The sequence below is a fragment of the uncultured Sphingomonas sp. genome (genome assembly GCF_913777625.1).
GTDB lineage: Bacteria > Pseudomonadota > Alphaproteobacteria > Sphingomonadales > Sphingomonadaceae > Sphingomonas.
Genome location: NZ_CAJYTI010000002.1, coordinates 25,174 through 42,896, shown reverse-complemented (window position 1 = coordinate 42,896; position 17,723 = coordinate 25,174). Strand labels below are relative to the sequence as shown.

The following is a 17,723-nucleotide window of genomic DNA, read 5'->3' as shown; positions in this document are numbered from 1 at the left end:
CGCTCCCATCCAGGGGCGCGGCATTTTTTTCGGAACCGCCAGCCGATGCGCCTTCGCCTCGCCGCCCTGCTCCTGCTGCTGCTCCCCTCGCCCGCCGTGGTGGCGAAGGACCAGCCCCGCCCCGCTGCGCCGCCCAAGCGGCCCAACATCCTGATCATCGTTGCCGACGATCTCGGCTATTCGGACCTCGGCGCGTTCGGCGGCGAGATCCACACGCCCAATCTCGACGCGCTGGCGCAGCATGGCCTGCGGCTCACCGGCTTCCACGCCGCGCCCACCTGCTCGCCGACGCGCTCGATGCTGCTCTCGGGCACCGACAACCATCTCGCGGGCCTCGGCAACATGGCCGAGCTGATAGCACCCAACCAGATCGGCAAGCCGGGCTATCAGGGCTATCTGCCAGATGACGTGGTGACGCTCGCCGAGCGTCTGCGCGACCTCGGCTATGCGACGGCGATGTCGGGCAAATGGCATCTCGGCATGCGCCCGCAGGACGATCCGACCAAGCACGGTTTCGACCAGGCCTTCACCCTGCTCCAGGGCGGCGCAAACCATTTCGGCGTCGACGCGACCGCGACGCCCCTGCCCGGCCAGGCTACGTACCGCGAAAACGGCGTCACGCTGCCGAGCCTGCCCAAGGACTTCTATTCGTCCGACGCCTATGCCGCCAAGCTGATCGGCTTCCTCGGCAAGACGGACCCGGCCAAGCCCTTCTTCGCCTATCTCACCTTCACCGCGCCGCACTGGCCCCTCCAAGCGCCGGCGGAGGATATCACCAAATATCGCGGCCGCTACGATGCCGGGTTCGAGGTGCTCCAAGCCGAGCGGCTCAAGCGCCAGCAGACGCTGGGGCTGGTGCCGGCGGGCGTGAAGCCGCACCCCTTCGTGCTCCCCGACGGGCGCGACTGGGCGCATCTCTCGGCCGCCGAGAAGCGCGAGCAGGCACGGCTGATGGAAGTCTATGCGGCGATGGTCGATCGGCTCGACCAGAATGTCGGCAAGGTGATCGCCCACCTCAAGGCGACTGGCCAATATGACAATACCATCATCCTGTTCCTCGCCGACAATGGCGCGGAAGGCATCGACCTCGCCACCACCAAGCTGCCGACCATGGCGGCGCGACTGAAGGCGGCGGACAACCGGCTCGACAATCTGGGCGCGGCGAGCTCCTACACCGCCTATGGCCCGGGCTGGGCGCAAGCGGCGACCACGCCGTCCTTCCTCTACAAGGGCTTCACCAGCGAGGGCGGCACGCGCGTCGCCGCGTTCCTTTCCTTTCCCGGCTGGAAGCGGCAGGGCGGGATCAGCCATGCCTATGGCACGGTGATGGACGTGGTCCCGACGCTGGTCGAGGCGGCCGGCGGCAGCTGGCAGGGCAGCAGCTATGGCGGCCGCACGGTGCAGCCGGTGCGCGGGAGCAGCTGGCTCCCCTATCTGCGCGGGCAGTCGAAAGCGGTGCACGGGTCGAAGGAGATCGTCGGCACCGAATTGTTCGGCCGCCGCGCGATCCGCCAGGGCGACTGGAAGATCGTCGATCTCGGCGATGGCTGGAAGCTCTACAACCTCGCCGAGGACCCCGGCGAGACCCGCGACCGTGCCGCCGACCAGCCCGCCCGGCTGAAGACGCTGGTCGCGGCATGGGACGCCTATGCCAAGGGCGCGAAGGTGGTGATGCAGTCCACCCCGGCGACCTTCCCGTGAAGCCGGTCGCGCTCCTCGCCGTCGCGCCGCTGGTCGGGCTGCCGCTGCTCTGGGCGACCCGCCCGGCCGCGGCACCGACGCCCGCCAGCCCGCCGCGGGTATGCGCGGGCAGCCATCTCGACCGGCCGGTGCGCATCCCCGCCAGCCGCTTCGTGATGGGCAGCAGCCGCTATTATCCCGAGGAAGGTCCGCCCACCGAAACCCAGGTGCCTGCCTTCGACATCGACGCGCACGAAGTGACCAACCGCCAGTTCGCCGCCTTCGTGACCGCCACCGGCTATCGCACCGAGGCGGAGAAGCCCGGCGGCGGCGCCTTCGTCTTCGTGCCGCCCAAGACCGCGATCGACGAACCCGATCCGCGCCGCTGGTGGCGCTTCGTGGAGGGCGCGAACTGGCGGCAGCCCGAGGGGCCCGGAAGCACGATCTTGGGGCACGAGGAGGAGCCGGTGGTGGACGTGACCTTCGCCGACGCCCAGACCTATGCGCGCTGGGTCGGTCGCGCGCTGCCGAGCGAGGAGCAGTTCGAGGCGGCGGCGCGGGTGGGGCTCGCCGATCCCGACACCGAGCCGAACCCGGATCGGGCCAACACCTGGCAGGGCAGCTTTCCGAACGTCAATGCCAGGCGCGACGGCTATGCCGGCCGCGCGCCTGCCGGCTGCTTCAAGCCGAACGGCGCCGGTGCCTATGACCTGATCGGCAATGTCTGGGAATGGACCGAGAGCTGGTACCTGCCCGGCCACGCGCCCTTCGCGGTCGGCGACGGCGCGCCCGCCAATCCGAGCTTCGATCCGCGCCAGCCCGAGGCGAAAGCGCGGGTGATCAAGGGCGGCTCCTACCTCTGCGCCAGCAACTATTGCGCCCGCTACCGCCCCGCCGCCCGCCATGCGCAGGAGGAGAGCCTAGCCGCCTCGCATCTGGGATTTCGGACCGTACGCCGGTAAAACCTCCACCCTATGACGAGCACCTCATACGTTTAGCGGAATTCAGCGCCCTGCAAGCGGACCGACGCCGCGTCGCCGGCTTGTGCCGAACGTGGGATCATTCCCACTCGAACATCAATGAGAGGAAATTACGTTTATTTTTCAGTTTATTGGACAGCTTTATGCCACGCAGTGCCATGAAAAATACCATTCTGGGATTTGAGCAGTTTGGCTATCCCTTGGACGTCGAAGGGGAGGCTGCCGTAGCCCGATCCCGGAAGGCCGTGACCAAACGTATGAAATCCATTCGTCACGGCCGAGCAGGCCGTCGAGCTAGATCGATGCCGGATCTGATACCGTCTAATTCTCGTGGCGCTAAACATCTCTATTCCAGGGTGCAGAACGAAGTGCTAAGCTCGTCTGGCTTCAAAGTGTGTGTCAAATAAATCACTTCTGAGCCCACCGAGCGCTAACTCGGTGGGCTCACCTTCATGAGGCGCCCTGATCAGCCATGGCATGCTGGTTGGTCTGTCTGGTTAGATGACGCCGATCTTGGCATCAGCCTGAACCTTTTATTGCAAGGCCAGCGCAGAGCGTTCAGGCACGCTGGGTCGCACCGATACCCCTCCCCCGCTCGTTGGTCGGCGGCCACCGCACCCGAGGCAGCCGGATCGGGGATGCTCGCGCCGACAGACTCAGATCACCCCATAACTGAATGCTGCCCCGAGTGGAGAGCGTTGGAGCGTGGAATGCGAGCATTCTCGAGAAAAGGTGCTCGATAGACGAGTCACCTCCTGAATGTGCTTAATAGACGAGTGTTGCTGCGGATGAGAAAATCCGCCAGCGCCGCACCCTAGCCGCATTTGAGGGCAACTTGGCGACCTAGCAGCGCTGCACGAGCTCTCGATGCTGCCGATATGCAATCTGGCACAGACACTCGCAGGTTCTGAGCGCCTCGCGCCGTCCGGGCGGGCGCACCATACTCGTCTATTAAGCACATCGAACCAAGGAACCCGGCTTCTCGCGCACCGTCGTCACTTCCGGGATCCTCGATGGCGCGCAGCAGCGCCTCCCGGTACCCCCCGAAGCGGCACGGGTGCGTCGAAGGGCAAGCGCTCGATAAGCCGCCCCAACAAGGCCGAGCTGATCGGGGTCGGGCATTATCTCGGCGAGCCGCGCCATGGCGACATAGGCGGCGCGCCCGCCTCTGCGGCACAGCTCTTAGAGCGCGATCCATTGCTCAAGCGCCGACATGGCGTGTTTGAGGTACCGGCCGCCCGGAAAAATGATAGCGCTTGTTGCTGTCGAGCTAACCTGAGCCCCGGCGGGCGTCCAGGGCGACTTTCAACATATTAGCCTCGGCCCGCCGAGCATGCCCGCTTTCCTGTCCTCGCGTCCTCGGCCATTATCGCGGCCATGATTCTGGGGCTTCGCCGTTATCCTGTCCGACGCGCCGCGCGGGCGCCGCTGGTCGATTTCATGCTCGACGCCCTGCGCGCGTCGGGCTGCATCATCCTTCACGCGCCAGACGCCGGCGAAGCGCCGTTCGTGATAACATTCGAGACGCCGGCCGGCGAGCGCATGGGCATCATCGCCTATGCCTTCCTGGCGAACGAATCCCCGACCAAGGTCAAGCGTCCTCAGGACGAGCGCAGCTTCCAGATCAAGTATGGCCCTGACGACAAGCAGCTCCACACGCTCTACCAGGATCCGCTCGGGCTCTACACTACGCTGTTCTTGGGCATCGACACCAAGGAAGGCTTCTTCGTCGCGGCGGACCCCGAGGTGCACAACCCCACCCGCCTCTACATTCGCCTCGAGTTCAAGCAGCGCCATGCTGACGCCATTCTGCGCGACGGGTGGCATGCGTGGGAGCGCGAGAGCCGGGGCCGCAAGGACCTTCAGCCCGGCGAGCGCCTGTTCAGCTTCGAAACTCTGGTCGGCGGTACTCAGGCCAGCTTCCTCGATCTCGTTCGCTTCGAGCGCGCGGCGCAGGGCCTGTCTCCGGGCGACCGGCAGCTGCTCGCAGAACGGCCGCAGCTGTTCACCACGGCGCCGCCGGGCGCCAACGGCGCGAGCGCGGCGCCGTCCGGTGCCGCCATCCACCCGCTGGCAGCCGAGTTTGCGCTGGAGCCGGACCAGATCCTCGAGCTGATCGCCGGCGCCCGTCGCCTCAAGATGGCGGTGCGCGGCTGGGTCGCCGAAGAGAAACTGCGCGATGTGCTAAGCCGCACCAAGGGCGTTACCGATTGCGAGCGGCTCGACGAGGAAGGCGGTGCCGACCTGCGTCTGCGCTGGCAAGGCGGCCCGCCCCTGCTCGTCGAGTGCAAGAACGTTTCACGCAAGACCAACGCCGCGGGGATGGCCAAAATAGACTTCCAGCGGACCCGCGCCTCGAAGTCCGATCCCTGTTCGCGCTATTATGCGCCGACAGACTTCAACATCGTAGCGGGCTGCCTTCACGCCGTCACCGAGGATTGGGAGTTCCGCTATACCCTGCCCCAGCTGCTCAACCCGCGTCCTGACTGCCCTGGCAAACTCGACAACAAGGTGCTGATCGACGATCGGTGGACCGCGGACGCCGGGCAGGCTTTCAAGGCGGCGTATGCGCGCGTAGGAGCGGCGTGATGAAGCACCTTACCGCAATCAGCTTGTTCACGGGGGCCGGCGGCCTCGACCTCGGCTTCGAGGCGGCGGGATTCGACACGCGGGTTGCGGTCGAGATGGACGCGCGCTGCGTCGACACGTTACGCGCCAATCGGCCTTGGCCGGTGATCGCGCGCGATGTCGGTCAAGTCTCGACTGAGGAGCTGCTCAAAGCGGCGGACCTCGCGGTCGGCGACGCGGACGTGCTGATCGGTGGGCCACCCTGCCAGCCCTTCTCCAAATCGGGCTTTTGGGCGACGGGCGAGGCACGGCGCCTCGACGACCCGCGCGCGACTACAATCGACCATTATCTGCGCATCCTGGAGGAGGCGCGACCTCGCGCCTTCCTGCTCGAGAATGTCGAGGGGCTGGGCTTCAAGGGCAAAGATGAGGGCCTCGCCCGGATCGGTGAGGCAGTGGCGGCGATCAACCGGCGCTATGGCACCGCCTATAAGCCGGAGGTCGCGGTGCTAAACGCCGCCGACTACGGCGTGCCACAGGTACGTCGACGCCTGCTCGTCGTCGCCGCGCGCGACGGCGCGCCGTTTCGCTTCCCCGAGCCGACGCATGTCGACCCCGACGCCCGGCGCCCCGGCGACAATCGGCGCCGCTGGCTTACCGCGTGGGATGCGCTCCACGATCTGCCCGAGCCGCGCGACATGTCGCTCTCGCTCAAGGGCAAATGGGCCGGGCTCCTCCCCTCGATCCCCGAGGGCCAGAACTATCTCCACCACACCGATCGCGGCGAAGGCGAGCCGTTGTTCGGCTGGCGCCGCCGCTACTGGTCGTTCCTGCTCAAGCTGGCCAAGGACCAGCCTGCCTGGACGCTACAGGCGCAGCCCGGTCCGGCAACGGGCCCCTTCCACTGGAATAGCCGTCGCCTGAGCATGCGCGAGATGGCCCGCCTACAGACCTTCCCCGACGGCTTCAACGTCCTCGGCTCTATCAGCGATGCTCAAAAGCAGCTGGGGAACGCCGTGCCTTCTCTGCTCGGCGAGGTGCTAGCGCGTGCTATCCGGACCCAGCTACTTGGGACGTCGATCACAACTGAACAACCCGAGCTACTACGCGAGCCGGCGCAAGGCACCCCGCCGGCAGAAGCGCCCGCGCCGGTCCCTGCCGTCTACCTGGCCCTTAAGGGCGAGCATGCCGCGCATCCCGGAACCGGACGTGGCTTCCGCGCGGCGGCAAGGCGGACGTTGGAGACCGCGGCAGAATAGCTCCGGACCGAAACGCCTTCTGTGCAATCGGATCTATCAACCAACCCACGCTACACGCGCGCCCCGGAGATGGATCTGGCATGTCATTCTAAGCCCGCTCGCGAGTCAACCGGGGCGAAGTCTTCAGCGGTGTGCGGTGCGAGAGGATTATCGTCGACGGCCAGTGGGCAGTGGGAGGCGCTCCACGCGGTCGCGAACCAAGATTCGGTCACTAAGCTCTGCTTGTCCGCCCTTCCTCATGTCCCTGTTGATGTAAAATGTTGATGCGTCCGATAAAGCCTGACTAGTTTATCCGCAGGTCCGCTTGCTCTTGCGCGCACCAAAGCCAGATTGCTCAGCTCTCATACACAGTCGCAGCCAGCGCCTCAGTCCGTTTCGTGACGTCAGCTGCATCCCAAGTCGTTGCTGCATCTAGTACCGAGTCCATCGGCAGTTTGGCATTCTTCATAATCGCCTTCTTTTCCCTAAAAGGCTTATTCTTCAATTCTCCGTTTAGTGACTCTGACACCAACACGAGATTTCCGATTTCTGAATAGTTGACCAGTGGAGGATCGTCCTGAGGGTTTTGGGCGCCGATGTGCTCGATGGTCATAGCACCGTAGTTGATGGTTGCATCTGCCCGAAGCTTAGCATCAGCTCGCTCCAAAACGTACCTCACCAACGGCCGATTGCGAGTGTCGGCATTGCTGAAACGGATTTCCTTGAATCCTTGAAGAAATACGTTCCTGTCCGGTTGGCGAGCCTTCATCTTTGCCCGAAAATCCTGAAGTAGGCCCGCCCGCTTCTGTGCGTCATTCTCCGCTGTCAGCTCTCTCGCAGCCGCTGCGTACATCATTGATACACCGCCGGATGACGAAAGCCCCGATACGGCAGTATGCATGAAGTGGAACCGTTCAATAGCCTGCATGGTTTCGCGCACCTGCTTGAGAGAGATATTCTTATCCCGGTAAGCGCGTAATAAAGCTAGAATCATCGGAGTCGGCTGCCTCACTCGGAATATCGCTAAGGCACGCAAAGATCGTTTAAGCGGCTCTTCCTCTCTGCTCCAAGAGAAGTTGTCGGGCTCAAAGATTCGACGGTACTGCTCGACATCCTGCGACAGCTGCGTCAGCGTCTCGGCAGCATTTGCCTTCGTTATCTGCGCCTTGAATCTTTGGAAAAGCGTACGCTCTGGTGTGTAGTCGTACCTAGAAAGCCACCAATGGTGAATGTATGTCGAGGGATCAATGGATGCAGCCGACTGCGCGAGTGACTTTACAATACCATTCCACTTGATCTTGGTCGCGTCTACGTCCGAGCTTTTCGCTGGTAGCAGCTTGGCGAGCAGATTTTTAATGAGATCCTTAGGTTCAAGATCCTTGCCCCGCGTATTTAGCGTCTCAAATACAACGTAAGCATCGTCTTCATTGTCGAGCTGAATGACAATGACATCAAGGCCTAACAGCCTGTCTCTGGCTGATTCGAGCCGCTTACGAACTGCAGTCTTGCGTTTGGCTCCTTCCGGAAGCTCCCCGCCAGCAGCATCTTTCATCAAATTGAACTTCTCACGCGCGAACCTGTAGGCGCTTTGAATTCCCTTCTCTTCGTCGTCTGGCTTTAGCTCGACATCTGGAGCACCCAGCTTTTGCACATACTCCTGAAAATATGGATAGGATGTCTCCGTCAGGAGAACATAGCGCCTCTGGTTGGTGATCACATCCGTGCGTTGGATGACGTTCTGGACGCCTTCGGCCAAATCTTTTTCACCCACGTCGAGAAACGTGTCCCGAAGTGCAGCGAGAAAAATCGTGATTGTGGTGAGCCGCTGCTGACCATCGACTACGTTAAGATCCTGGCTCGCCTTGTCGCCGAACATTACCATTGAGCCTATGAAGTAGTCCGGGCGTGTTGATCCAATAGCATCATTCCAGAACTCTTCGATGTTCCCGCGATCCCAAGAGTACGGCCGTTGAAATCTCGGTATCTTGAAAAATGTAGACTGGAAAAGCGCACGAATGCGGATGTCCTTCGGCGTGATATTCATATCGCTCCTACACCCCTCATTAACATGACAAAGGTTGCACACTGCATTGTCGATGTTTATTTGCCCCTATGCAGCTCTAGAATCACAGAGCTGCGCGCTTCGTCTCAGGTACGTTCTGGATGATTGGCATGGTCGTCGACAAGAGCCAAATAGGGCGCATGACGCCGCCTGAAGCGGCGCGGTCATCAATGTGCGCTCATTTGCTAGTATAATTGACTGTGGAATTTTCGGGCGGCGGGTGGCGGTCAAGCTAGTGGCGGTCAACCTAGAGGCCGCATCTTTGCGCTCCGTTCGATCACAAAGGCCCCGGCCGCCTCGATGATCGCCTCGATCATCCTCAGAGTGTCGCGAATGAAGTCGGCGCTCATGTAGAAGATCCATGGTTCGATGGCCCCTTCGATGTACCACGCTCAGACTTCACGAACCAGCCAGCTGGCCACTCAGCGACATCCTTGGCGAACTTCACGCGTTCAGCCAGTGGCCACTCGAACCCATTGTGGAACATCTTGTTCCTATAGCGGAACAATGCCTCCATGCGGATTTGCCAGTTCGCAGGCAAATGCAGTGCGAAACCCGTGGCTACCGCTAGCTGAACCGTTCCCCGAAGTATGTCGGTGCTCCTGATGAGTTCGCCCTTCCGCTTACCGTTACGGCTTATCCCAGCAACAATGTGCGGATCCCACAATTCTTTAGGTGCCAGCCCTAACCTTGGCTCCTTCAAATCGGCAGCTGTCACCAGCTTCTCACGGCCAATGGCATGAAAGATCGCAGTCATCAGCGTCTCCATGAGCGGCGCGAGCATCCCAAGCGCTGACATGCTGTGGGCCGCGTCCTGGAAGACGCCGGCATGCATGTTGTCGACCCACGTGTTTTCGAGATGCATCTGGTATCTGCCGGAGGCCTTCATTGCCGCCTCCCGGATATCTGCGACCTCCTTCTGGAGCTCTTCATCCGCCTGCTGCTGGCGCCTGATCAGGCCGCGCACAGCAGCCAGCTGGGACGCCAGGTCGATCTCTTCCAAGAGAAGTTCGCCGTGGTCCCGGTTCGTGAAGTTGAAACTCATGATCATCCCCTCCCTGCCCGTTCGCTCGGCTGTCCCCGCCGCGCACTTGATTCATTTCGGGCTGCGCGACACCAAACCCGGACCCGTCGCAACCGAAGCTGATCCAAATAGTCGGCCTTGTCATCGTCCTCCAGAAGATCGATGTGATCGGCGCCCCGCCCGCACCAACCTCAAACTCCTAACGGGCGGTTGGACTTCCACTGAGCGGGAGGACTGACGTGAGCTACTGGAGCGAGCGGATGATCGAGATGACGAACCAACGTCTCCGGCTGGACGACGTCGGTGGCAAGCGGGTCTGTTCCGACTGCTTCGCCGACGAACACATCGCCAAGGTCGTGCGAGCCAATGCGAAAGGTAATTTCTGCGACTATTGCGGTCGTAAGGGGAAGAAGGTTGTCGCAGCCGACTTGAGCGATGTTCTGGAGTTTATGTTGCCCCAGATCGATCTCGAATACGATCGCGCCGACCAGGCTCTACCGAACGACCCGGACACCGGAGAGCGGATGTTTCCGGAAGACGAGTTCGATGCCCGTGACATGCTCGAGACGCATATTGAACTCGAACTGCCCAACGATCACGACTGTGACCTGATGGAGGATATCGCCAACGCTATGCCGGATCACCAGTGGTGCCGCCGCGATCCTCTCGCGGCATCGCGTGATGAGGCGATAGGGGTGAGTTGGGCGGGGTTCAAACAGGTGATCAAACACCGCCGACGCTTCTTCTTCCTCCAGCACAAGGACCGGGATCTCGACAGGGATCTAAGCTGGGGCGAAGCCGCATACGGGATACCCGAGCTGCTCGAGCGGATCGCGGAATTCACCCAGCGCCTCGGGATGATCCGTGTCCTGCCCGCCGGCTCGGCCTTCATCCGTGCCCAGAGGATGAACGAGGGCGAGCAGGACTTCGACGCTGCCCGAATGGGGCCGCCCCCCTACGCCTTCGCCACGATGCCGAACCGGATGAGCCCAATTGGGGTGCCCATGTTCTACGGGGCCGTCGAGGCCTCGACGGCGCTCGCGGAAATCGCGACGGCACCCGGCCGGTTCGCGCTCGGGACCTTCGTTACGACCCGGCAGGTGGTCATTGTCGACCTGAGCAGTCTCCCTCCCGTTCCTAGCCTTTTCGATCCTGACCTAGCGCGATACCGCGCGATTGCCATGTTCATGCACGAGTTCATCGGCGACTTTAAGAAGCCGATCGACCGGCAAGCGGGCCCCCACCTCGAGTATCTACCGACACAGGTGATCACCGAGTATTTTCGGACAATCGCCTCGGCCGAGAAGAAGCCTATCGAGGGTCTGGCATATTCGAGCACAAAAGACGGAAAGCCGGCAATCGTGCTTTTCGCCGAGAACCGCGACGTCCAGGGCGGAGAGGAAGTGCTCGGCGAGGAAGAGCCATGGCTCCGAATGGATCACTATGAGGAAGTGGATCACGTTCCCCCGGAATGAACAAACTATAGGCGCTGAGCAGCATCTATGATCCAAGTCGATCGATCAGCGTGGAGACAATCCAGGCAAGGATCGGGTGTTGGCCGCTTATTCCCGGAGTGCACCGACGAACCGTGGGTGAAGCGCAAAGCCCCACCAGTCGGAGAGCTTGCACTTTCTTGGCGTTACGCGGACATGCCCAGAAGTGCGTCGAGCGTCTTCTTGATTTCGCCGAGACCATCTGGCGTGACGTGGCGCCCGGCCTCGAATACATCTCGGGAGTTATCCGCTAGCAATTCGGCCCGGGCGGCGGCTTCCAGCAGGACCGCGGTGATGCGTTCGACGTCCACCCCCAGATCGTGAGCTGACGCACGGCCGCGCCACGAAGCGATCGCCCCGGCGGTCATGCCCGCCAGAGGTGCCACTGCGCCGAACCGTCGATTGACCGGCACGAGGAAATCGCGCTCGACCCGTACCCGCTCCTCGAACCTCGTCCTTCTCGTAGATGCGTCCATCAGTTCCTCTCCAGCCGTAGCCGCAGCTCGGCGATCCAAGGCCTAATCCTATCATGTAGGTTGGCCACGAGCGATTTCGAAACGGCGGATGGCGGCTGCAATCCGCGCTGCCCTGCCATCCGGCAGCTCATCGCCAGGTCGTATTCTTCTATCGTGATCGGCACCGGCGAGATCCCACGTAGCTGAAATGGCGAATATCTCGAGAAGTCCGGTCGATCGCAGAGCACAGAGGAGGCAGCCATGCAGATGTTCCTGAGGCATACATAGACCAACCCCAGCTCGTAGACCGCGTTCTCTGGTGACGCCTGCAGCTGGTCCGGGATGCCTGAGAGCACCTTCTCGAAAGACGCGACGTCTGCAGCGGCGTCACGGTATGGCGCAGGAACCCTGAGTTTAGCAATGACGGGCTCCGTCTCGAATAAGGGAATGGCCTCCTGATGTAGGTGCCAACCGAACAGCTCTCCGTTCGCGAACATCGCCCCGAGACGGCGCTGACCATACCATGAGATCGACGCCTCCAAGTCGGCGAGATCAGGCGGGACATACGAATACACTTCGCTCTCCTCGACCTTGCCGCGTCCGTCAGCAACAACTGCCAGCAGATCGAGATCACTCCGCGGATCGCGATCCCCGCGGGCGACCGATCCGAAAACGTAGACGCCGAGGAGCTGCCCCATCAGCGGTGCGAGATCGACTTGAACATCACGGAGATGAACAGCCCGATGTAGACGTAGCGCATAGCGATCAACAGATAGTCTACGAAGACGAAGCCTCTGAACCTGATGTCCGGGCCAGCGTCCCAGAACTTGTCGAAGCAGTATCCGATGAGCTTCAGCCCAGCCCCCGTCTCTGTCCACCCAACCCGTGGTATCACCGCCCAGAGATTGAGGAGGCTGAGAGCCGCTATGAAGAAGATCGCGCTCCCGATGAGCCTGAGCGGGCGCTCTCCATGGCCCCAAAGGAGGCCACTGAACATCAAGCCTAGATAGCTCAGTGTCGCACGCGCCTTCGGCACGAAGCCCTGGTACTTCACGCGATAATAGTCTTCCTTGCCCTTCAGGGCGCGCTTCTCGTGATCGATCGCCGCACCAATTTCCGCGAGCACGAAGTCCCGCTGGCTGGAGAAATCGCCGATCTCAGCAGCGTTCGCCCGCAGATTCTGCAGGATGTCTCGCTTGAGATTCGGCTCCTGCGGGAGGACCGCGATCATCTCGATAGGTTCAAGCAGCGTGCGGTGGAACGTCGCATATCTGAAGTCGGATGCAGAGAAGGATACGCCGCGCAGGTTCGAATCGTAGAATCTGCATCCCACGAACTTGCAGTTCCTGAACGTGGCCGAACGGAAATACGCACGCTCGAAGACCGAATAGGAGAAGTCGCAGTCGATGAACTGCGCCTTGTTGGCGTTCATGTCGTCGAATCGACGATGGCGCAAATCCAACTTCTCATACGTGTGCTGCGAGACCGGAACTCGGACTATGGGTACGCCGAAAGACGGTTCACCCTCGAAGGCTATACGAGATGGCTCGCTTGCAGGAACTCGGGGCTGCACGTCCGACCGCCTTCTGAATAACCTGATCATTCCGGTGGTGTAACTCGTGCCAAGGTAACTCGCCAGTCGAGTTTAGCGAAGCATGCGCAGGTTGGAGGTGCTCCTTCCGGACGCTTGTTCACGTCCGCTTCTAGAACGATCAATCGGCCTTGTGAACGTTAGATATTTTGGGTGATTTTCGATCGAAGACCTCACAATCCAGCTCGGATCGAGATCACAAACGAGGCGCCCTCCGCGGCTGACGCATCCAAGTCGATCTTCCCGCGGTTGGCGTCGAGGAGCGAGCGCAGGATTGGCAGGCCAAGGCCGGTACCACCATCCGAGCGGCGCGTGGTGAAGAACGGCTCGAAGATGCGATGGCGATCTCCCAAAGGCACCCCTGGGCCATCGTCCGTCACGGTCACCGTAACACCCGCAGGCGCTGATCGGGCTACGAGCGTCACCTGCGTGGCGCCTGCCTGCTTGCTGTTTTCGATCAACCCCACCAGCACCGCTTCCAGCACGTTGGAGGGCATCGTGACGAACGGCACAGGCTGCTCCGAAATGCGCACGGTGAGCGCAGCGCCCTCATGCCCGTAGGCGTCAGCGATGCAGCGCATCACATGGAGTACATCGGTCCGCGCTCCCTCCTCTGCCGTCGCCATGTCTGCACGCGCCAAATCGAGCAGCCGACTGACGAGCAGATTCAGCCGGGCCGCATCGCCGGCGATATTGGAGAGGAAGCGCTCGCGATCCGCGTGGGCCATGTCCCCATGATCCTGCAGTAACTCGACCGCGCCGCGGATGCCCGCCAGCGGCGTCTTGAATTCGTGGCTGACGGCATGGGCGAAGTCGCGCAGATAGCGCGAACGCCGCTCGATCGCCTCGGCCATGCTGCCGAAGTCGCGGTACAGCGCCTGAATCTCGATCGCGGCGGTCGTGGGCGCCTCCGGCACCGCCCCGCCCCCCTTTGCGACGGCGCGAGTCGCCTCGCCCAGCGCCTCCACCGGCCGCACGATGCCGCGCGACAAGAGGCCACTCAACACCACCAGGGTGGCGAAGATCACGACGATGCCGAACAGGATTTTGCCGCGATCCTCATAGATGCCGACGAACAGCGCGCGCGGCGAGCGCACCAGCAGCAACACCCCGGCCACCCGGCCATCGACGACGATCGGCCGCGCATGGTGGAGGCGCAGGTCGGAGGCGCGGCTCAGCCACTCTAGCGCGTAGTGGGGCCTGTAGGCGCCGTTGCGGCGCAGCGTCGTCACCGCGCGACCGGCCAGTGCCGCCTGCAGTTCCGGCATCGCGCCATAGGCCAGGCGGGCATCACCGCCTGCAAGGATGCGCCCTTGCGGGTCGAGTAACTGGATCGATGCGCGCGTCGTGTTTGCCGTCGCACGCAGGACAGGGGCCAGGCGCGTTGCCCAAGCACGCGTCTCGGGATCCGCCGAGCCTTGTCGGAAGACGGGTGTTGGGCGCTCAGGAAGAACCGTTGTCAGACGCAGATCAAGCGTGGACGCACTGGGCATCGTGCCCATGCTCGCCGGCATCTCGTGCGCACCCGGCCATTCGGCCGCGCCCGCCGCTGCCAGCGCCGCGCTCTGCGCGGTCAGCGCCGCCTCGGTCTGGCGCAGCAGGCTGTTCTCATAGACCCGCAGGAACAGCGCGCCGAAGCCCGGCAACGCCGCCACGAACACGAAGGTCAGCAGCAGGATCGTGCGGAGCCGCAGCCTCGGCCAATGGTGCCGCACGACCGCCTTGAACCGCGCGATCATCCCGCCCCGCAGGTGCCGAGCCGATAGCCGATCCCGGCGCGGGTCTCGATCACGTCCTCCGCGCCGATCCGCGCAAACTTGCCCCGCAGGTTGCGAATGTGGCTGTCGATCGTGCGATCGGTGATGGCGAAGCCCGGCCCGTGCAGCCGGTCGATGATCGCATCGCGGCTGAACACCTTGGACGGCATCGCCGCCAGCGTGCGCAGGATGCCGAACTCGGTGACGGTCAGCGGCACCGCCTCCCCTGCCCAGCTCGCTTGCCAGCCATCGGGATCGAGCGTCAGGCGTCCGTGCTGGAGCGGTCCGGCCGCCGCCGCGACGTCCGGCGGGCGGCTGCCCACCCGCCGCAGGATCGCCATCACCCGCGCCACCACCTCGCGCGGCGAGAAAGGCTTCACGACATAGTCGTCGGCGCCGAGCTCGATGCCGAGGATGCGATCGATCTCGTCGTCCCGGCTCGACAGGAACAGGATCGGCAGGTCGCCGCCGGCGCGCAGCCGCCGACAGACCTCGATCCCGTCCATGCGCGGCATGTTGATGTCGAGCACGATCAAATCCGGCGCATGGGACGTGACGGCGGCCAGCGCCGCCTCGCCATCCTCGGCCTCGATCGCATCGAGCCCGGCCTTGGCCAGCGCGAATACCAGCAGCTGGCGGATGTGCGGATCATCGTCCGCGACCAGGATCGTACGGGGCATGGGGCACTGGATCATGGCACGCGCCTCCCCCGTCAAGATTGGACTTGCGGGGGAATGATGCTGCCGTCGCACCAGTCCCGGCTGTAGTTGGCAGGCAGCGGGCGCGGCGCTCCCGGTCCGATGAGCGCGCGGGCCGCTGCCAGGCGGCGCGCGCCATGCCATGTCCAGTACCGCCCATCCGCCTGTCGCGTCTCGAGATCCCGGAGGAGCTCGGCGCGCACATAGCGAACGCGGTCCAACTTCTCGGCGTCCATCGGCCGGCGTTCCAGCGCGAGCAGCGGCAGCAGGGCACTGTCCCCGCCCCTGTGCAGGTAGCAGAGATCGATCTTGGCCGGGTCGGCGGCCTGCACGTTCCAGCGGGCGGCAATTGCCTCGATGTCGACGAAACAGCAGGAGGTCAGCACGATAGCGGCAGCCAGCGCGTTGCAGTTGATCAGCCAGCGCGCACTGCGCCCGCGCAGGATGCGCCAGCAGATCAGCACCAGGCCGAGCGCAACCAGCGCCATCCACAGCAGCGCCGCGATCCGCCAGGAGGTGAGCATCGATTCCTGGATATACTGCACCGTCCGCAGCGCGCTGGAGGCGACGAGCACCAGGTTCTGCACGACCCACAGGGCTACCATCCGCCGGGCCCAGGGATTGCGCTCGCTCGCACTGCCGGGCCTCAACATGGCGAGCGCCATCGCGCCGGCGATCAGCGCCGTGACGATCAGCGGATAGGCGCCCCGATGCACATACTCCGTCTGGGTCATGCCATCCGGCAGCGCGCCCCCGCCCCACAGGAAGGCGATATCGAGGGCATTCTGGACCGCAAAGATTAGGTTGAAGAGCGCCAGGGCGATCAACACCGACGGCAGCGACGTGCCGGGAAGGATCGGCTCCAGATCCGGCACGCGACGAGCAACGCGCAGCGCGAGCGCGCCGGGCCGCAGCATCGGCCAGACGCAGCAGGCAACGAAGGTCCACAGCGCGAGCTGCCACAGGCTGGGCAGCTGGATGGAGGCGAAGGCATGCTCGATCAGCGGGTTCGCCGCCGCGAAGAGGATCAGGAAGATGGCGCCGCCGAGCAGCGGCAGGGCCAGCGTAGTCGCGAGCAGGCGCGGCGAGGCGCCGATGCCACGTCGCTGCCCGGCGACGCGGCGCAGGTCGGTTAACGGCCGCAGGGCGCCGGTAGCGCCGTGGAGGAACAGGCGGACACCCCAATGCCAGGCATCGTCGAAACGCCCGACCCTGGGCGCCAGCGCGGCGAAGGCGATGGCGCACCAGAACATCGACCAGGCCAGCACCCCTGGCTCGTCGAACAGCGATACGGCGAAAAGCGCCGCCAGCGCGAGCCCCGGCCAGGCGGATCGAGCCCTCCCGATGTCCGGTCGGGTGGCGATGATGGCGAGCAGCCAGGCGCCGGCGAACACACCGACTCCTGCCCCGCCGAAGCTGTCGGCAAAGAGCCTGTCGAACAGGATGATCAGGGCCAAGGCCGCACCGGCCTTGCGGACGAAACTGAACCGCACGTGTTGCTCCCTCTTGCACAGGAGCGGCGTGGATAAACGATGCTGGTCGATCGCTTGCGCTGGCGCTGAGGAGCTTCGGCCGAGGTCCCATGCAGAAGCGGTGCAGACCGCTGCGATCCCAACCAGATCATACAGAGGTGGCCGGAAGATATCGATCTTCAGAGCAGCGCCTGGCGCTCTCGGCGCGAAGCAAGTGGGGATGCGAACCGGCTAGCAGCGACGCAGTGCCGCTCCCATCAAACGCAGAATTTCTGCTTGGAGCATCCGAAACTCCTTCATCATTTGCTCGACCTCCGCCGGCTTAGCTCCAAAGCCGCGGTGGTCAGCCAACCAAAGCTTCAGCAGTCCTGCGACGCGGCCTAGGTCGCCATTCACCTTCGCAAGGTCGCTTACCGCGTCGAGGTCGAAAACAGACCGGATAGGCTGATTGAGCCCCGCTGCCCGCAGAAATGCCGAGTGCGACAAGCCAGCCTGTGCAGCCCTTGCCACGATGGCATCCCGTTCCGCCTCATAGACCCACACTTTGATCGGTCGCCCCCTCGGGCGCGTGTTCTTCACCTTCACGTCTTCAATCACAAATTTGCTTCCTTCTCTTGCGGCAGCAAGCGCGGGCCTCGCAGAGCAAGAGAGCTATCGTCGAGCCCCGGCCGAGTAAGTGCGGGTTGGGGGCATGCACGCATCGTG

14 protein-coding genes are annotated in these 17,723 nt (G+C 63.3%); 5 read left to right on the top strand and 9 right to left on the bottom strand.

The window, feature by feature from the left end:
• The first annotated feature begins 45 nt into the window (after positions 1-45).
• From QZ814_RS01205 to QZ814_RS01190, 4 genes are all read left to right on the top strand, one after another.
• Positions 46-1,701: an arylsulfatase gene (locus QZ814_RS01205; protein ID WP_294329216.1), complete on the top strand. Its 1,656-nt coding sequence runs from the start codon at positions 46-48 to the stop codon at positions 1,699-1,701.
• Positions 1,698-2,642 (top strand): formylglycine-generating enzyme family protein, encoded by a 945-nt coding sequence (locus QZ814_RS01200; protein WP_294329214.1) that lies wholly within the window; start codon positions 1,698-1,700, stop codon positions 2,640-2,642. Before QZ814_RS01205 ends, QZ814_RS01200 begins: the two co-directional genes overlap by 4 nt.
• Before the next feature lie 1,458 nt (positions 2,643-4,100).
• The gene (locus QZ814_RS01195) at positions 4,101-5,249 is read left to right on the top strand and encodes a hypothetical protein (protein ID WP_294329213.1); all 1,149 of its coding nucleotides are present in this window, start codon (positions 4,101-4,103) and stop codon (positions 5,247-5,249) included.
• Positions 5,249-6,487, top strand: coding sequence for a DNA cytosine methyltransferase (locus QZ814_RS01190; RefSeq protein WP_294329211.1), 1,239 nt, complete (start codon positions 5,249-5,251; stop codon positions 6,485-6,487). The genes QZ814_RS01195 and QZ814_RS01190 overlap by 1 nt, the downstream gene beginning before the upstream one ends.
• A gap of 334 nt (positions 6,488-6,821) precedes the next feature.
• On the opposite strand, the gene QZ814_RS01185 is transcribed toward QZ814_RS01190, so the two are convergent.
• A complete protein-coding gene (locus tag QZ814_RS01185; protein WP_294329210.1) occupies positions 6,822-8,510 on the bottom strand; it encodes a DUF262 domain-containing HNH endonuclease family protein in 1,689 nt (562 codons plus the stop codon).
• 364 nt (positions 8,511-8,874) lie between these two features.
• Positions 8,875-9,573, bottom strand: coding sequence for a hypothetical protein (locus tag QZ814_RS01180; protein ID WP_294329209.1), 699 nt, complete (start codon positions 9,571-9,573; stop codon positions 8,875-8,877).
• A 218-nt stretch (positions 9,574-9,791) separates the two neighbouring features.
• On the opposite strand from QZ814_RS01180, the gene QZ814_RS01175 reads away from it, so the two are divergent.
• Positions 9,792-11,027: a HEPN-associated N-terminal domain-containing protein gene (locus QZ814_RS01175; protein ID WP_294329207.1), complete on the top strand. Its 1,236-nt coding sequence runs from the start codon at positions 9,792-9,794 to the stop codon at positions 11,025-11,027.
• Positions 11,028-11,191: 164 nt separating this feature from the next.
• On the opposite strand, the gene QZ814_RS01170 is transcribed toward QZ814_RS01175, so the two are convergent.
• The 7 genes from QZ814_RS01170 to QZ814_RS01140 form a co-directional block, all read right to left on the bottom strand.
• Positions 11,192-11,521 carry a hypothetical protein gene (locus tag QZ814_RS01170; RefSeq protein ID WP_294329206.1) on the bottom strand — a complete coding sequence of 110 codons (330 nt, stop codon included), beginning with the start codon at positions 11,519-11,521 and terminating at the stop codon, positions 11,192-11,194.
• Positions 11,521-12,198, bottom strand: coding sequence for a nucleotidyltransferase domain-containing protein (locus QZ814_RS01165; RefSeq protein WP_294329205.1), 678 nt, complete (start codon positions 12,196-12,198; stop codon positions 11,521-11,523). The genes QZ814_RS01170 and QZ814_RS01165 overlap by 1 nt, the downstream gene beginning before the upstream one ends.
• The gene (locus QZ814_RS01160; RefSeq protein WP_294329204.1) at positions 12,198-12,932 is read right to left on the bottom strand and encodes a pentapeptide repeat-containing protein; all 735 of its coding nucleotides are present in this window, start codon (positions 12,930-12,932) and stop codon (positions 12,198-12,200) included. The genes QZ814_RS01165 and QZ814_RS01160 overlap by 1 nt, the downstream gene beginning before the upstream one ends.
• A gap of 332 nt (positions 12,933-13,264) precedes the next feature.
• Positions 13,265-14,830, bottom strand: coding sequence for a HAMP domain-containing sensor histidine kinase (locus QZ814_RS01155; RefSeq protein WP_294329203.1), 1,566 nt, complete (start codon positions 14,828-14,830; stop codon positions 13,265-13,267).
• Positions 14,827-15,528, bottom strand: coding sequence for a response regulator transcription factor (locus tag QZ814_RS01150; RefSeq protein ID WP_294329202.1), 702 nt, complete (start codon positions 15,526-15,528; stop codon positions 14,827-14,829). Before QZ814_RS01150 ends, QZ814_RS01155 begins: the two co-directional genes overlap by 4 nt.
• A 32-nt stretch (positions 15,529-15,560) precedes the next feature.
• Complete coding sequence (locus QZ814_RS01145; RefSeq protein WP_294329201.1) at positions 15,561-17,039, bottom strand: DUF4173 domain-containing protein; 1,479 nt, start codon at positions 17,037-17,039, stop codon at positions 15,561-15,563.
• A 210-nt stretch (positions 17,040-17,249) separates the two neighbouring features.
• Positions 17,250-17,615, bottom strand: coding sequence for a conjugal transfer protein TraJ (locus tag QZ814_RS01140; protein ID WP_294329200.1), 366 nt, complete (start codon positions 17,613-17,615; stop codon positions 17,250-17,252).
• Between the last annotated feature and the right edge of the window lie 108 nt (positions 17,616-17,723).

Coding starts and splice junctions, on each gene's coding strand:
- QZ814_RS01205 (WP_294329216.1), top strand. CDS start 46: ATGCGCCTTCGCCTCGCCGCCCTGCTCCTGCTGCTGCTCCCCTCGCCC.
- QZ814_RS01195 (WP_294329213.1), top strand. CDS start 4,101: ATGCTCGACGCCCTGCGCGCGTCGGGCTGCATCATCCTTCACGCGCCA.
- QZ814_RS01190 (WP_294329211.1), top strand. CDS start 5,249: ATGAAGCACCTTACCGCAATCAGCTTGTTCACGGGGGCCGGCGGCCTC.
- QZ814_RS01185 (WP_294329210.1), bottom strand. CDS start 8,510: ATGAATATCACGCCGAAGGACATCCGCATTCGTGCGCTTTTCCAGTCT.
- QZ814_RS01180 (WP_294329209.1), bottom strand. CDS start 9,573: ATGAGTTTCAACTTCACGAACCGGGACCACGGCGAACTTCTCTTGGAA.
- QZ814_RS01170 (WP_294329206.1), bottom strand. CDS start 11,521: ATGGACGCATCTACGAGAAGGACGAGGTTCGAGGAGCGGGTACGGGTC.
- QZ814_RS01165 (WP_294329205.1), bottom strand. CDS start 12,198: ATGGGGCAGCTCCTCGGCGTCTACGTTTTCGGATCGGTCGCCCGCGGG.
- QZ814_RS01160 (WP_294329204.1), bottom strand. CDS start 12,932: ATGAACGCCAACAAGGCGCAGTTCATCGACTGCGACTTCTCCTATTCG.
- QZ814_RS01155 (WP_294329203.1), bottom strand. CDS start 14,830: ATGATCGCGCGGTTCAAGGCGGTCGTGCGGCACCATTGGCCGAGGCTG.
- QZ814_RS01150 (WP_294329202.1), bottom strand. CDS start 15,528: ATGCCCCGTACGATCCTGGTCGCGGACGATGATCCGCACATCCGCCAG.